Source organism: Phycicoccus mangrovi (assembly GCF_018729305.1).
Taxonomy (GTDB): Bacteria; Actinomycetota; Actinomycetes; order Actinomycetales; family Dermatophilaceae; genus Phycicoccus; species Phycicoccus jejuensis.
Window position 1 is genome coordinate 1 of the sequence record NZ_JAHHWP010000002.1, and the last position, 14,157, is coordinate 14,157.

13 protein-coding genes are annotated in these 14,157 nt (G+C 72.7%); 6 read left to right on the forward strand and 7 right to left on the reverse strand.

Going from position 1 to position 14,157, the window contains the following annotated elements; all coding sequences use genetic code 11:
- Positions 1-95: 95 nt before the first annotated feature.
- The 5 genes from KMZ30_RS00625 to KMZ30_RS00645 form a co-directional block, all read right to left on the reverse strand.
- Positions 96-1,070 (reverse strand): ABC transporter substrate-binding protein, encoded by a 975-nt coding sequence (locus KMZ30_RS00625; protein WP_215510940.1) that lies wholly within the window; start codon positions 1,068-1,070, stop codon positions 96-98.
- 56 nt (positions 1,071-1,126) lie between these two features.
- Positions 1,127-3,241, reverse strand: a complete 2,115-nt coding sequence (locus KMZ30_RS00630) for an ABC transporter permease (protein ID WP_215510941.1) — start codon at positions 3,239-3,241, stop codon at positions 1,127-1,129.
- Entirely contained in the window at positions 3,238-4,317 is a 1,080-nt protein-coding gene (locus KMZ30_RS00635; protein ID WP_308279513.1) for a quaternary amine ABC transporter ATP-binding protein, read from the reverse strand. Before KMZ30_RS00635 ends, KMZ30_RS00630 begins: the two co-directional genes overlap by 4 nt.
- Before the next feature lie 138 nt (positions 4,318-4,455).
- A complete protein-coding gene (locus tag KMZ30_RS00640; protein WP_207025335.1) occupies positions 4,456-5,238 on the reverse strand; it encodes an IclR family transcriptional regulator in 783 nt (260 codons plus the stop codon).
- 45 nt (positions 5,239-5,283) lie between these two features.
- A complete protein-coding gene (locus KMZ30_RS00645) occupies positions 5,284-6,723 on the reverse strand; it encodes a trimethylamine methyltransferase family protein (protein ID WP_215510942.1) in 1,440 nt (479 codons plus the stop codon).
- A 135-nt stretch (positions 6,724-6,858) separates the two neighbouring features.
- Between KMZ30_RS00645 and KMZ30_RS22185 the strand changes: the two genes are divergently transcribed.
- From KMZ30_RS22185 to KMZ30_RS00670, 5 genes are all read left to right on the forward strand, one after another.
- On the forward strand, positions 6,859-7,626 hold the full coding sequence (locus tag KMZ30_RS22185; RefSeq protein ID WP_215510943.1) for an IclR family transcriptional regulator: 768 nt from the start codon (positions 6,859-6,861) through the stop codon (positions 7,624-7,626).
- Positions 7,623-8,288, forward strand: coding sequence for a cobalamin B12-binding domain-containing protein (locus KMZ30_RS00655; RefSeq protein ID WP_215510944.1), 666 nt, complete (start codon positions 7,623-7,625; stop codon positions 8,286-8,288). The genes KMZ30_RS22185 and KMZ30_RS00655 overlap by 4 nt, the downstream gene beginning before the upstream one ends.
- Positions 8,285-9,178 carry a dihydropteroate synthase gene (locus tag KMZ30_RS00660; RefSeq protein WP_215510945.1) on the forward strand — a complete coding sequence of 298 codons (894 nt, stop codon included), beginning with the start codon at positions 8,285-8,287 and terminating at the stop codon, positions 9,176-9,178. Before KMZ30_RS00655 ends, KMZ30_RS00660 begins: the two co-directional genes overlap by 4 nt.
- On the forward strand, positions 9,175-11,151 hold the full coding sequence (locus KMZ30_RS00665) for an ASKHA domain-containing protein (protein ID WP_215510946.1): 1,977 nt from the start codon (positions 9,175-9,177) through the stop codon (positions 11,149-11,151). The genes KMZ30_RS00660 and KMZ30_RS00665 overlap by 4 nt, the downstream gene beginning before the upstream one ends.
- A gap of 64 nt (positions 11,152-11,215) precedes the next feature.
- Positions 11,216-11,764 carry a DUF1638 domain-containing protein gene (locus KMZ30_RS00670; RefSeq protein WP_308279514.1) on the forward strand — a complete coding sequence of 183 codons (549 nt, stop codon included), beginning with the start codon at positions 11,216-11,218 and terminating at the stop codon, positions 11,762-11,764.
- Here KMZ30_RS00670 and KMZ30_RS00675 read toward each other — a convergent pair.
- Positions 11,751-12,635 (reverse strand): homocysteine S-methyltransferase family protein, encoded by an 885-nt coding sequence (locus tag KMZ30_RS00675; RefSeq protein ID WP_308279515.1) that lies wholly within the window; start codon positions 12,633-12,635, stop codon positions 11,751-11,753. The genes KMZ30_RS00670 and KMZ30_RS00675 overlap by 14 nt on opposite strands.
- Positions 12,636-12,663: 28 nt before the next feature.
- Positions 12,664-13,530, reverse strand: a complete 867-nt coding sequence (locus KMZ30_RS00680) for a methylenetetrahydrofolate reductase (RefSeq protein WP_215510949.1) — start codon at positions 13,528-13,530, stop codon at positions 12,664-12,666.
- 100 nt (positions 13,531-13,630) lie between these two features.
- On the opposite strand from KMZ30_RS00680, the gene KMZ30_RS00685 reads away from it, so the two are divergent.
- Complete coding sequence (locus KMZ30_RS00685) at positions 13,631-14,071, forward strand: VOC family protein (RefSeq protein WP_215510950.1); 441 nt, start codon at positions 13,631-13,633, stop codon at positions 14,069-14,071.
- Positions 14,072-14,157 lie beyond the last annotated feature (86 nt).

A 14,157-nucleotide genomic window follows, 5' to 3' on the forward strand; every position in this document is an offset into this window, starting at 1 on the left:
CTCGGGGGGGTGGGGGGGGCGCGCCCCCCCCCCCCCCCGGGGGGGGGGGGGGGGGGGCGGGGGGGCCCCCCCCCCCACGGCGGGGTCGGACGGGGTCAGGACAGCCAGGCGGCCACCTTGTCGGGGTTGGCCTCGACCCACTTCTTCGCCGCGTCGTCGGGGCTCATGTTCTGGTTGGCGATCATCTCCGAGACGGCGTTCTGGTCGTCGTTGGTCCACTGGAACTTCTTGATGAGGTTCACTGCGGGAGAACCGGACTCGGCGAACTTCGTCGCGATGAGCTTGTTGAGCGCGTACGGCGGGTAGTCGCAGGCGACCTTCTTGGGGTCGGCGTCGCAGCCGTCGGTGTACGCGGGCAGGTTGACCTTGACGAGCTTCATCTCGGAGAAGAACCACTGCGGGTCGTAGAAGTACGCGAGCAGCGGCGTCTTGTTCTTCTCGGCCTGCCGGAAGCTCGTGATGAGCGCGGCCTCCGAGCCACCGGTGACGACCTTGTAGTCGAGCCCGAGGTTCGTGACGAGGGCCTCGTCGTTGGTCACGTACGAGGGGTCGCCGTCGAGGAGCTGGCCCTTGCCGCCGGACTCGGAGGTCTTGAACATCGACGCGTACTTGTTGAGGTTCTGCCAGTCCGTGATGTCCGGGTACTTCTCGGCCATCCACGGCGGCACGTACCAGCCGATGATCCCCTGGTTGCCGGTGAGGCCGGCGTCCTGGACGCTCTTCTGCTCGTCGACGTACTTCTTCGTCAGGTCGGCGTGGCCCCAGTTCTCGACGATGGTGTCGATCGACCCGGAGGCCATGCCCTGCCAGCCGACCTCCTCCTTGACGTCGGGGTAGGTGACCTTGCACCCGAGCTTGGTCTGCGCGACGTAGCCGATGACGTGGGCGTTGCTCACGTAGCCGGTCCACGGGTTGACGGCGATGCGCAGGTCGCCGCACTCCTTGCCGCCACCGCCGGCGGACCCGGAGGCGCTCGGCTGCTCGATGTTGCCGCCGCCGCAGGCGCTCAGCCCGAGGGCGAGGGCGGCGGTGGCCGCGACCAGCGCGGTCCGGTGGGTTGCTCGTGCCATGGGCTGGACCTCTCTCCTGTCCGCGGTCGTCCGCGGGTCGTGATGGGGTGCCCGGCTCATCGGCCGAACCGGGCGGCGGCGTGGCGGGCGATGCGGTCGAGCATGATCCCGAGCGCGGTGATGGCGATGCCGGCGGCCAGGCCCTTGCCGAAGAGCTGGCCCTGGACGAAGCCCTGGACGATGAGGTAGCCGAGGCTGCCGCCGCCGACCATCCCGCCGATGACGACCATCGACAGGACGTAGAGGAGGCCCTGGTTGGTCGCGAGGACGAGGGCCTCGCGGGCCATCGGCAGCTGGACCTTCGAGATCATCTGCCACCGGGTGATGCCGGTGGAGCGGGCGGCCTCGACGGTGGCCGGCGAGACGCCGCGCACCCCGTCGGCGACGAGCTTGGTCGCGATCGGCACGGCGTACGCCACGGCGGCCATGATCGCCGTGAACCGGGTGGCGGCGAAGAGCGCCAGCGCGGGCACGAGGTAGACGAACGCGGGGATGGTCTGTAAGCCGTCGAGGAAGGGCCGGATGACGGTGTCCGCCCGGCGCCCCCGACCCATCGCGACGCCGAGCACGACGGCGACGAGCATGACGATGAACGTCGCGACCAGGGTCATCGTCAAGGTGACCATCGCGTCGTACCAGAGGCCGGTGCCGAGGACGACGGCCTCGCAGACGAGGGTGACGACGGTGGGTCGCCAGCCGCCGAGGAGGTAGGCGACGGCGAGCAGCACGAGGGCCATGACCCACCACGGCAGGTCGGACATCAGCGACTGCAGCGGGTTGAGCATCACGGCCGTGACGAGGTCCTTGAACCCGTTGGTCACGCCGGAGATCGCGTCGACGACGGCGTTCGTCAGGTCGTTGATGTGCCCGCCGAGGGGGCCCGCGGTCAGCTCGCCGAGGACCGGCACGCCGGAGAGGTCGGGGAACTGCGAGAGCTGGAGGTAGCGGGTCGAGTAGTAGGCGCCGACGAGGACGGGGAGCAGGAGCACGGCGAGGACGAGCCGCCGGCCGCTCGCGGTGAGGAAGCGGCGGTCGGTGCCGCGCCCGCCCTCCTCGGTGGCCCAGCGCGGCAGCCGCTCCATGACGACGGTCCGGCCACGGAAGAAGCCCGGCGAGCTCACGGCCGTCACCCGCTGGCCCGCGGGGGAGGAGCGCTCGCTCGCCGCGGTCGTCGTGCGGTCGAGCATGATCGCGATGAGGACGATGCCGAGGCCCGCCACCGCGGCGGCCCCGACGTTGAGGGTCTGCAGGGCGGCGATGACCGGCTTCCCGAGGCCGGGGCCGTTGACGAGCGCCGCGATGGTCGCCATCGACAGCGCCGCCATCGTGCACTGGTTGATGCCGACGACGATCGTGCGCTTGGCCATCGGCAGCTGGACCTGCCGCAGCAGCTGGCCCTTCGTCACCCCGAGCGAGCGGCCGGCCTCGACTGTGTTCTCCGCAACCGAGTTCAGCCCGTGCTCCGTGATGCGGACCAGCGGCGGCAGCGCGTAGACGAGGGTGAGGACGATGGCGCACGCCGGGCCGATGCCGAAGAACAGCGCGATCGGCGTGAGGTAGGCGAACGACGGCATCGTCTGCATCGCGTCGAGCACCGGGGTGACGACGGCCGAGGTGCGCCGGCTGCGCGACATCGCGATACCGAGCGGCAGCCCGACGACCATGCAGATGACGACGGCGACGATCGTGACGATGAGGGTGTCGACGCCGTCGGTCCAGAGGCCGGCGAGACCGAGGAAGAGCAGGACGACGGTGACGAGGACCGTCGAGCGCAGCCCGGCGAGCGCGTAGGTGACCCAGGCGGCGAGCAGCAGCACGCCGAACCAGCCGAGCCAGTCGCCGGGCGTCACCGAGCTGAGGTGCTCCTGGAGCACGCCGACGAACGTGTCGAGCCCGCTCGCGATCGTCCCGAGCACGCCGTGGAAGAACCAGTTGTCCTGCCCGAGGAGCTGCACCCGGTCGCGGACGTCGTTGAACCAGTCGTGCAGGCCGGTCGTGTCGGCGTTGGCCAGCTCGAGGGTCTGCCGGCCGCGCAGCGTCGCCCACGCGAGGAGCCAGAGGGCGAGCACGCCGAGCAGCTTGGGGCCGGTGCGGCGGGAGGTCGCGCGCTCGGCGACGGGCTGCGCCTCCTTCGGCGGGGCGGGCCGGGCCGGCTCCAGGGTCGTGGTCACCGCGCGCCGGCCGGGGCGTGCTGCTCGACGACGACGACCCGGAGGATGTCCTCGTCGTCGACGACCCCGACGACGGCGCCGCTCGCGTCGACGACGCGCACCGGCCCGTCGGCGGCGAGCACTGCACGCGCGGCCTCCCGGACCACCGTCGTGTCCGGCAGGGCCGGGGCGCCGGCGCCCTCGTCGGCCGAGCCCGGCGGGCGCATGACCCAGCGCAGGGTCAGCACGTGCGACTTCGGCACCTCGGCGGTGAAGTCGCGGACGTACTCGTCGGCGGGCGCGCCGATGATCTCGTCCGGGGCGCCGATCTGGACGATCTCGCCGTCGCGCATGATGAGGATCCGGTCGCCGAGCTTGAGCGCCTCGTCGAGGTCGTGGGTGATGAAGACCATCGTCTTGCCGACCTCGTGGTGCAGCCGGATGACCTCCTTCTGCATGTCGCGGCGGATCAGCGGGTCGAGCGCGCTGAACGGCTCGTCGAACATGAGCACCGCCGGGTCGCCGGCGAGGGCGCGGGCGAGGCCGACGCGCTGCTGCATCCCGCCGGACAGCTGGTCGGGGTAGTTGAGCTCGTAGCCGGTGAGGCCGACGAGGTCGACCATCTCCTGGGCGCGCGAGCGGCGGCCGGACTTCTCCTCGCCGCGGATCTCGAGGCCGAAGGCGATGTTGTCGATGACCTTGCGGTGGGGGAGCAGGCCGAAGTGCTGGAAGACCATCGACACCTTGCGGCGGCGGATCTCGCGCAGCTGGTCCTCGCCCATCCCGGTGAGGTCCTCGCCGTCGAGGACGACCGTGCCGGCCGTCGGCTCGATGAGGCGGGTGAGGAGCCGGACCAGCGTCGACTTGCCGGAGCCGGACAGCCCCATGACGACGAACACCTCGCCGGGGGCGACGTCGAACGAGACGTCGCGCACGCCGATCACGTGCCCGCTCTTGGCCTGCAGCTCCTGCCGGGACAGCTCGAGGTCGGGGGTGCCGAGGAGCTTGTCGGCGTTCGGTCCGAAGACCTTCCACAGGCCCCGGACGGAGAGGGCGGCCGAGGTCGCGTCCGTCGCGGATGTCGTCCTGCTGCTCACGGCCAGGTCCGTCACGCTCCACCTCCGCAGAGTTGCGCGATGTGCAACACCGCGTGTTCTGCGCAACAGGATGGCGCTCAGGGGTCGCCGCGGTCAAGGACCATTCCTGCGGGTGGTCCCCGGCGTCCTCAGGTTCGCTCAGCGCTCCACGGGCTGGTGGGCGATCCGGGCCGACGCCTCCTCGGTCGCGGCGAGGAGCAGCGGGACGAGCTCGTCGACCCGGTCGGCGCCGAAGCGGAAGGTCGGCCCGGAGACGCTGATCGACGCGACGACGTCGCCGTGCGCGTCGCGGACGGGCGCGGCCAGGGCGGTGAGGCCGACGTCGAGCTCGTCGGTCGCCAGGGCCCAGCCGCGCTCGCGGACCTCGGCGAGCTGCGCGTCGAGCACCGCACGGTCGGTGACGGTCGAGGGCGTGTACGGCGTGAGCTCGCCGAGGGTGCGGGTCAGCTCGGGGTCGTGCTGCTCGCTGACGAGGACCTTGCCGTTGCTCGTCGCGTGGATCGGGATGTGCTGGCCGACCCAGTTGTACGACGAGAGGGTGGAGGAACCGGACACCTGGTCGACGTAGAGCGCCGCGCCGCCCGAGAGCACGGCGAGGTTGACCGTCTCGCCGGTCTCGGAGGCCAGGCGCCGCACGACCGGGCGGGCCTCCTTCGCGAGGTCGAGACGGGCGTTGGTCGCGCCGGCGAGCTTGAGCACCCCGACGCCGAGCCGGTACCGGCCCCGCTCCTCGACCTGCTCGACGAGCCGGCGCCGCTCGAGCGCGGCGACGAGCCGGCTGGCCGTCGACTTGTGGACCCCGAGCTCGCGGGCCAGCTGCGTCGTCCCGGCCTCGCCGTGCAGGGCCAGCAGCTCGAGGATGGTGACGGCCCGGTCGACGGACTGGACGGTCGAGCCGGCGTCCCGCGAGGTGGTGCGCATGGCGCAACGGTAGCGAAGGGCGCAACCCTCGCCGACGGCCCCCGGTCAGTCGCCGAGCTCGCGCCGGCGCCGCACGACGTACTCCTCGAGCTCGGCGCGCACGGCCTCGTCGAGCGCCGGCTGCTCGTAGTCCTCGAGGCGCTTGCGCCAGATCGTCGCCGCGCGGGCCGCCGTGTCCTGCGCCCCGTTGCGCATCCAGCGCTCGTAGTTCTCCGAGGAGTTGAGGAACGGCCGGTAGAAGCAGGTCCGGAAGCGCTCCATCGTGTGCATCGAGCCGAGGAAGTGCCCGCCGTGCCCGACCTCCTGGTGGGCGTCGAAGCCGAGCGAGCCCTCGTCGATCTCGAGGGGCGTGAACTCGTGCTGGAGCATCTCGACGATCTGGCAGTCGATGACGAACTTCTCGAAGCCCGCGACGAGGCCGCCCTCGAGCCAGCCGGCGCTGTGCATCACCCAGTTCGTGCCCGCGAGGAAGGTCGGGAGCAGCGTCATCAGGGCCTCGTAGCCGGCCTGTGCGTCCGGCACCTGCGAGGACGTGAGGCCGCCACCGGTGCGGAACGGCAGGCCGAAGTGGCGGGCGATCTGGCCGGTGCACAGCAGGCCGATGCCCGACTCGGGCGTGCCGAACGTCGGTGAGCCCGACTGCATGTCGATGTTCGAGAGGAACGAGCCGAAGATCACCGGGCACCCCGGACGGATGAGCTGCGCGAGCGCGATGCCCGACAGCGCCTCGGCGATCTGCTGGACGAGCGCCGCCGGGATGGTGACCGGCGACATCGCCCCCATGAGGATGAACGGCGTGAGGACGACCGGCTGCGCGGCGGCGGCGTACTCGAACAGCGCGTCGAGCATCCGGTCGTCCCAGCGCAGCGGGCTGTTGCAGTTGACGAGGCTGATGCTCACCGGCGCCCGCTCGATGGCCTCGCGCCCACCGAAGAGGATCTCGGACATCGCGATGACGTCACGGGCGTTCTCGCCGGAGACGACGTTGCCCATGAACACCTTGTCGGTGATCATCATGAGGGCGTAGGTCATGTCGAGGTGGCGCGAGTCGAGCGGCGCGTCGTTGGGCTCGCAGACCACGCCGCCGGCCGAGTCGAGCACCGAGAACGACTGCGAGAGACGGGCGAAGTTGCGGTAGTCCTCGAGCGTGCCGTCGCGGCGGGTCTCGCCCTCCCGGACGAACGGCGGTCCGTACACGGCGCCGAAGGCCATCGAGTCGCCACCGATGTGGATGCTCCGCTCGGCGTTGCGCGCCTGGACGTCGAACTCGCGCGGCGCCTTCGCCACCTGCTCGAGGACGAACTCGGGGTCGAGGAAGACGGTGTTCTCCTCGACCCGCTGGCCGGCCTGCCGGAACAGCTCGAGGGCCCGCTCGCTCATGAACTCGACCCCGATCTCGGTGACGAGCCGCCGCCAGCCGGCGTCCAGCTGCGCCATCGCGTCCGCCGAGAGGATCTCGTACCGCGGCATCCGGTTCGTGAACATGCGCGTGGGCCTCCACAGGGCAGGACGAGCGTTGACGGTGAGCCGCGCCACATCCTAGCCTCATCATGTGGGCGCACAAGGCCCACATCGTGAGCGGCGACAGACGGTCGCCGCCGCCCTGCGAGAGGACACCCTGTGCCGACCCCGCCCCCGACCACCGGGACCCAGTCGATCGACCGGGCCGCCGACCTCGTCGCCCGGGTGGTCCACGCCGACGGGGGGCTGACGGCCGCGGCGCTCGCGGACTCGACGGGGCTCGCGCGCTCGACCACCTCGCGGCTGCTCGCCGCGCTGGAGCGGGCCGACCTGCTCGCGCGGGACGACGCCGGCTCATGGGCCCCCGGCCCGCTGTTCGACCTCTACGCGACCCGGCGCACCGGCGACGAGGTGCTCGCGGAGGTCGCCGGCCCGACGATGCGGGAGCTCGGTGAGATCACCGGCGAGACGGTGAACCTCGGTGTGCCGCGCCGGGGCACGGTCGTGCAGGTGGCGCAGGTCGACTCCTCGTACTACCTCGGCTCGCGCGACTGGGTCGGCACCGACGTGCCCGCGCACGCCTCCGCGCTCGGCAAGGTCCTGTACGCCCACGGCGCGCTGCCCGTGCCCTCCGGCCCCCTCGACCCGCCGGCCCCTGACGCCGTGACCAGCGGCGCCGAGCTCGCCGCGCAGCTGCCCGGCATCCGGCGTGCCGGCTACGCGACGACCGTCGACGAGCTCGAGCCCGGGCTGACCGGTGTCGCGGCGCCGGTGCGCCACCGCGGGTCGGTCGTCGCCGCCCTCGGCATCTCCGGCCCGACGTCCCGCCTCGTCGGCGACCTCGCGTCGACCGGCGCCCTCGTCGCCACCCACGCCGCGGCCCTGTCCGCCCGGCTCGAGCACCACCCACACGAAGGAGCGGCATGACACCCGACGACATCCTCAAGGGCCTCTACGACGAGACGCTCGTCGGCAACGGCCCGGCGGTGCTCGACCTCACCCACCAGGCGCTGGGGATGCAGATGGCCCCCGGCACGCTGCTCTTCGACGCGCTCATCCCGGCGCTCGAGGAGGTCGGCGCGCGCTTCGAGCGCGGCGACTTCTTCGTGCCCGAGATGCTCATCGCCGGCCGGGCGATGGCCGGCTCGATGGAGGTGCTGCGCCCGCTGCTCGCCGACACCGGCGTCGAGACGATCGGCAAGTTCCTCATGGGCACGGTCAAGGGCGACGTCCACGACATCGGCAAGAACCTCGTCAACATCATGCTCGAGGGCGCCGGCTTCGAGGTGATCGACCTCGGGGTGCAGGTCGCGCCGGAGAAGTTCGTCGCCGCCATCGACGAGCACCAGCCGGACATCGTCGGCTTCTCGGCGTTCCTCACGACGACGATGCCGATGTTCAAGGCGAACATCAACGCCCTCGAGAAGGCGGGGATGCGCGACTCGGTCATCGTCATGGTCGGCGGCGCGCCGGTCACCCAGGAGTACGCCGACGCGGTCGGCGCCGACGGCTACGCGGCGGACGCCTCGGCCACCGTCAAGCGCGCCAAGGCCCTTCTCGCCGAGCGTCGTTCGCAGGTGCCCGCGTGAGCGCCCCGCTGCGGCACACCGTCCTCCGGTCGGCGACCAAGGAGGTCGTCATCGGTGCCGACAAGCCGTTCTGCGTCATCGGCGAGCGGATCAACCCGACCGGCCGGCCGGTCTTCCAGGCCGCGCTGCGCGAGGGCGACCTCTCGATCATCGCCAAGGACGTCGCGGCGCAGGTCGCGGGCGGTGCCGACGTGCTCGACATCAACATGGGCGTGCCACTCACCGACGAGGCCGAGCTGCTGACCAAGGCGATCCGGCTCGTGCAGTCGCTGACCGACCTGCCGGTGTGCATCGACTCCTCGGTCGTCGAGGCGCTGGAGGCGGGACTGTCGGTCTACCAGGGCCGCGCGCTCGTCAACTCGATCACCGCCGAGGACGACCGGATGGCCGCCATCCTGCCGCTCGTCAAGAAGTACGACGCCGCCATCGTCGCGCTGCCCAACGACGAGGACGAGATCCCGATGGAGGCCGAGAAGCGCCTCGCCCTCACCGAGAAGATCGTCCGGGTCGCGACGGAGGAGTACGGCATCGCGATCGAGGACATCGTCATCGACCCGCTCGCCATGCCGATCGGCGCCGACTCGACGGTCGGCCGGACGACGCTCGAGGTGATCCGCGGCATCCGCGAACGGTGGGGCCTCAACACGACCTGCGGCGCCTCGAACGTCAGCTTCGGGATGCCGGGCCGGCACGCCATCAACGCGGCCTGGCTGCCCCTCGCGATGTCGGCGGGGATGACGAGCGCCATCATGGACGCCCGCACGCCGCACGTCGTCGACGCGGTGCGGGCCTCGGACCTCCTCCTCGGCAACGACGAGTGGGGCATGTCGTGGATCGGCACGCATCGGGCCCGGCAGGCGGCGGAGGCCGCGGCCGCCGGGACGGCGTGACGGGCGAGCGCGGGCCGGACCAGCCCTTCGAGGACGTCGTCGAGGGCCTGCGACGCGAGGGGCTGCTCGAGCCGCCCGCGCCGCTGACCCCCGACGTCGACGACTCCGAGCTCGCAGGAGCGGGCCGGGTCACGTTGTCCTTCAGCCCGGCCGAGCGCGTCGTCCGCGTGCCGCCGGGGGTGTCGGTCTTCGACGCGGCGTCGTGGAACGGCATCGCCGTCGATTCGACCTGCGGCGGTCACGGGACCTGCCGCAAGTGCCGCGTCCGGCTCACCCGCGGCACGGCGCCGGTGACCCGCCACGACGTGCGGACCTTCACGGCCGACCAGATCCACGACGGCTGGCGCCTCGCGTGCCTCGTCCGCGCGACGCACGACCTCGACGTCGAGGTACCGCCGCTCGTCACCCGGCCCAAGGCCTCGACCGTCGGCGTCGGCCGGCAGGTCATCCTTCGGCCGTCGGTGCAGAAGCGCTACGTCGAGCTGACCGAGCCGACGCTCGCCGACCAGCGCACCGACCTCGCGCGGCTGCGCGACGCCGTCGACGACCTCACCCTGAACCCCGACCTCTACGCGCTGCGCCGGCTGCCGGTCGTCCTGCGGCAGAACGACTTCAAGGTGACGGCGGTCGTCGTCGACGAGACGCTGGTCGACGTCGAGCCCGGTGACACGACGGGGCGACGGCACGCCATCGCCTACGACCTCGGCACGACGACGGTCGTCGCGACGCTGCTCGACCTCGAGACGGGGACGCCGGTCGCGGTGTCGTCGGTGCTCAACCGGCAGCAGCCGTTCGGCGGCGACGTCATCACCCGGATCAGCGCGACGATGATGGACCCGCAGGCGCTGCCCCGCCTCACGACCCTCGCCCGCGAGACCCTCGCCGGGCTCGCCGCCGAGGTGTGCGAGGAGGGCGGCGTCGACCCGGCCGGCGTCTACGAGGTGGCCCTCGCCGGCAACGCGACGATGACCGCGCTCCTGCTCGGCGTCGACCCCGAGCCGCTGGGCGTCGCGCCCTTCGTCCAGGCGACCGCCGACTGGCCGGTGCTGCTCGCGTCCGACCTCGGGCTCACGCTCCACCCGGGCGCGCGCGCCGTCGTCTTCCCGGCCCTCGGCGCCTACGTCGGTGGCGACATCGTCGCCGGGATGCTCGCCAGCGGCCTCGACCGCGACAAGCGGGTCCGGCTGTTCGTGGACGTCGGCACGAACTGCGAGATCGCGCTGACCGACGGGGAGCGCATCGTCACGACCGCCGCGCCCGCCGGGCCGGCGTTCGAGGGCGGCGCCATCCGCTGCGGGATGCGCGCGGCCGACGGGGCCGTGGAGGTCGTCCGGCTCGACCCCGACGCCGAGGACCCGTCGCTCGCGGTCGCGCTCGGCGTCATCGGCGACGTCGAGGCCCGCGGGCTGTGCGGGTCGGGGCTCGTCGACGCGGTCGCCGAGCTCGCCCGCGTCGGCCTCCTCGACACCTCGGGGCGGTTCGTCACCGACGAGCGCGCCGCCGAGCTCGCGCCGGCGCTCGCCGACCGGATGGCCACGGTGCGCGAGGGGGAACGGGTCTTCGTCCTGCACCGGCACTCCGCCGACGCACCCGTCGAGGAGTCGGTCTACCTCTCGCAGAGGGACGTCCGCGAGCTGCAGTTCGCCAAGGCGGCCATCTCGACGGGCTGGTCGCTGCTGCTCGAGGAGCTCGGGCTCGAGGCGTCCGAGGTGCAGCAGGTGCTGCTCGCCGGCTCGTTCGGGTCCTACCTCTCGCCGTCGTCGGCGGTCCGCATCGGGCTCGTGCCGAAGCTGTCGGTGCTGCGCATCGTCTCGGCCGGCAACGTCGCGGGGGAGGGCGCGAAGATGGTGCTGCTGTCGGCCCGGGAGCGGGCCGGCGCCGACGCGCTGCTCGAGGAGGTGCGCTATGTCGAGCTCTCGGACCGCCCCGACTTCAACGACCGCTTCGTCGACCAGCTCGCCTTCCCCGTCTGAGGGGCGCGGCCCGGGGCGCATCGCCCTCGTCGCGTGCGGAGCCATCGCGCAGCCGGCGGCCGAGGTGGCGGCCCGGCACGGGTGGCCGCTCGACGTCCACCCGCTGCCCCCGTTGCTGCACAACCGGCCCGAGCGCATCGCGCCCACGGTGGCCGAGGCCGTCGCGGACCTGGGACAGGTCTACGAACGCGTCGTCGTCGGGTACGCCGACTGCGGCACCTACGGGGCGCTCGACGCGGTCTGTCGCGAGCTCGGGGTGGAGCGGTTGCCGGGCCTGCACTGCTACGACCTGTTCGCGGGGCCGGCCACCGTCGAGGCCCTGTCCGCGGAGGAGCCCGGCACCTACCTGCTCACCGACTTCCTCGTCCGGTCCTTCGCGCGGACGGTCGTGCGCGAGCTGGGGCTGGACCGGTACCCCGAGCTGCGCGACGACTACTTCCGCCACTACGCGCGGGTCGTGTGGCTCGTGCAGACGCGCGACCCCGCGGAGCAGGCGGAGCTGCGCGCGCTCGCCGAGGAGGCCGCCGCGTCCATCGGTCTGCCGCTGACGGTGCGGCACACCGGGTCCGGCGGGCTCGAGGCGGCTCTGGCCGCGCTGGTCAGCCCGAGGTGAGCGCGGCGGCCATCGCCCGCAGGTGCGCGGGCGAGGAGCCGCAGCACGCGCCGACGACGTCGATGCCGAGGTCGCGCAGCTCACGCGCGTGGTCGGCCATCTCCTCCGGCCCGACCGTGTAGACGAACCGGTCGCCGTCGAGCTCCGGCAGCCCGGCGTTGGACTGGGCGACGAGCAGCACCCCGTCCGGCCGCGCGGCCACGAGCTGCTCGGCGATGGTGCGCATCTCGTCCGGGCCGCGGCCGCAGTTGGCGCCGACCGCGTCGACGCCGTCCGCGGCGAGGGCGGCCACGGCGGCGGCCGGGGTCACGCCCATCATCGTGCGCAGGTTGGTGTCGAACGACAGCGTGACGACGAGGGGGAGGTCGGGAGCCTCGCTGCGGGCGGCGGCGACGGCGGCGCGCGCCTCCTCGAGGTCGCTCATCGTCTCGACGAGGAGGAGGTCGGCGCCGCCGTCGCGCAGGCCACGGACCTGCTCGGCGAAGAGCCCGCGGGCGGCGTCCGGGGTCAGGGACCCGAGTGGCTCGAGGAGCTCGCCGGTGGGACCGATGTCGCCGGCGACGAGAGCGTCGTGGCGGCGGGCGACGGTGGCGCACAGGGCGGCCGCGGCCCGGTTGATCTCCTCGGCCTGCCCGGCGAGCCCGTGCTGGGCGAGCCGGGGCTCGGTCGCGCCGAAGGTGTTCGTCGTGAGCAGGCGGGCCCCGGCGACCGCGTACTCCTCGTGGAGCGCGGCGACCGCCTCGGGGTTCGTGAGGTTCCACGACTCGGCGCACTCGCCCATCGGCAGACCCCGCTCCTGGAGCAGCCAGCCGTAGCCGCCGTCGGCGACCGCCGGGCGCCCGGCGAGGAGGGTGGTGAGTCGGTTGGTCACGAGGACCACGGTAGCGACTGCGACCCGGTCAACCGGGCGGTCTGACCCGGGCGGAGACGGCCTCGTCGAGCATCCGTCGTCGCCACGACTCGATGACCGCCACCTGGTTGAAGGTGAAGACGTGCAGGCCCTCGATGTCGAGCGCGGGGTTGGCGGCGAGCGCGGCGACCCGGCTGACGAAACGGTCGGTCGAGAAGCCGGGGGAGGCGATGCGGGCGAAGACCGACTTCTGCTTGCGCAGGAAGCGCAGCGACTCGCCGACCCCGATCTTCGTCGCCATCCCGAGCAGCTTCGTGCGGTCCACCGGCCCGGGGACGCCGACGAGGATCGGCAGGGTCACCCCGCGGCGGCGGACGCGCTCGGTCCAGGTGCCGAGGTGCTCGGCGTCGAAGGTCATGTTGGAGACGACGTGGGTGGCGTAGCGCCGCTTGTCCCACATCGACTGGACGGTGACGTCGTCGTCGATGCTCGGGTGCGACTCGGGGTAGCCGGTGATGCCGACGTGGGTGAAGGGGTGCTCGAGCGCGGCGAGGTCCTGGAGGAGGTCGAGGGCGGAGGTGTAGTCGCCGGCCGGGGGGTCGGCGTCGCCGCCGGGGACGAACACCGCGGTCACCCCGGCCTCGGCCAGCCGTGAGACGACGTCCTCGAGCTCGGCGCGGCCGGTGACCATGCGTGCGGCGAGGTGCGGGACGACGCGGTAGCCGGCGGTCGCGAGGGCCACGGAGGTGTCGAGGGTGGCGGCCAGCCCCTTGCTGGGCGCGGCGGTCACGGTGACGGTGAGGGAGGTGGGCACGTGCTCGAGGACGGCCTCGGTGATCGAGGGCGTGGGCATCACCTCGTAGCGCGCCCCCTCGAGGAGGTGGGCGAGGGCCACGGTGGGGAGTTCGTTGCTCATCGTGCAACCCGTCTCGTCATACGCACCGACGGAGCCAGCGTAGGGGTGGGGGTGCCTCGGGCGCCAGAGGCGTGTCGGGTGGTGGTGGCAGGCTGCCGGGATGGAGCAGCGGATCTCGTTCGTCACCCTGGCCGTCGCCGACCTCGTGGCCTCGCGGCGCTTCTACGTCGACGGGCTCGGGTGGGTGCCCGAGCTCGAGGTGGACGGCGAGGTCGTGATGTTCCCGGCGGGGGAGCGGCTCGTGCTCTCGCTCTGGGACCGGGCGCACTTCGAGGCCGAGGTCGGCGGCGTCACGGTGAGCGGACCCGGCCTGCTGCCGGTCACGCTGTCGCACAACGTCGAGACGCCGGCCCTCGTCGACGAGGTGCTGGCGCTCGCCGCGGCGGCCGGGGCGCCGGTCGGGCCGGGGGCGGACCGGGAGTGGGGTGGCTACTCCGGCTACTTCGCCGACCCGGACGGTGTTCGCTGGGAGGTCGCCTGGAACCCGGGCACGATCGGCCGCCGCGTCGTCCCGGGCACGCAGCCCTCCCTCCCGGGCTGAGGTGTACCCGCCCGGACTCCATGCGCTCCGGAAGGTTTCCCTTCCACCGCGGAAGGTTTCCCTTCCACCGCGGAAGGTTTCCCGTG

What these genes read in the sequence shown, in the direction of transcription:
- KMZ30_RS00625 (WP_215510940.1), bottom strand. Translation starts at nt 1,070, where the DNA reads ATGGCACGAGCAACCCACCGGACCGCGCTGGTCGCGGCCACCGCCGCC.
- KMZ30_RS00640 (WP_207025335.1), bottom strand. Translation starts at nt 5,238, where the DNA reads ATGCGCACCACCTCGCGGGACGCCGGCTCGACCGTCCAGTCCGTCGAC.
- KMZ30_RS00655 (WP_215510944.1), top strand. Translation starts at nt 7,623, where the DNA reads ATGACACCCGACGACATCCTCAAGGGCCTCTACGACGAGACGCTCGTC.
- KMZ30_RS00685 (WP_215510950.1), top strand. Translation starts at nt 13,631, where the DNA reads ATGGAGCAGCGGATCTCGTTCGTCACCCTGGCCGTCGCCGACCTCGTG.
- KMZ30_RS00680 (WP_215510949.1), bottom strand. Translation starts at nt 13,530, where the DNA reads ATGAGCAACGAACTCCCCACCGTGGCCCTCGCCCACCTCCTCGAGGGG.
- KMZ30_RS00645 (WP_215510942.1), bottom strand. Translation starts at nt 6,723, where the DNA reads ATGTTCACGAACCGGATGCCGCGGTACGAGATCCTCTCGGCGGACGCG.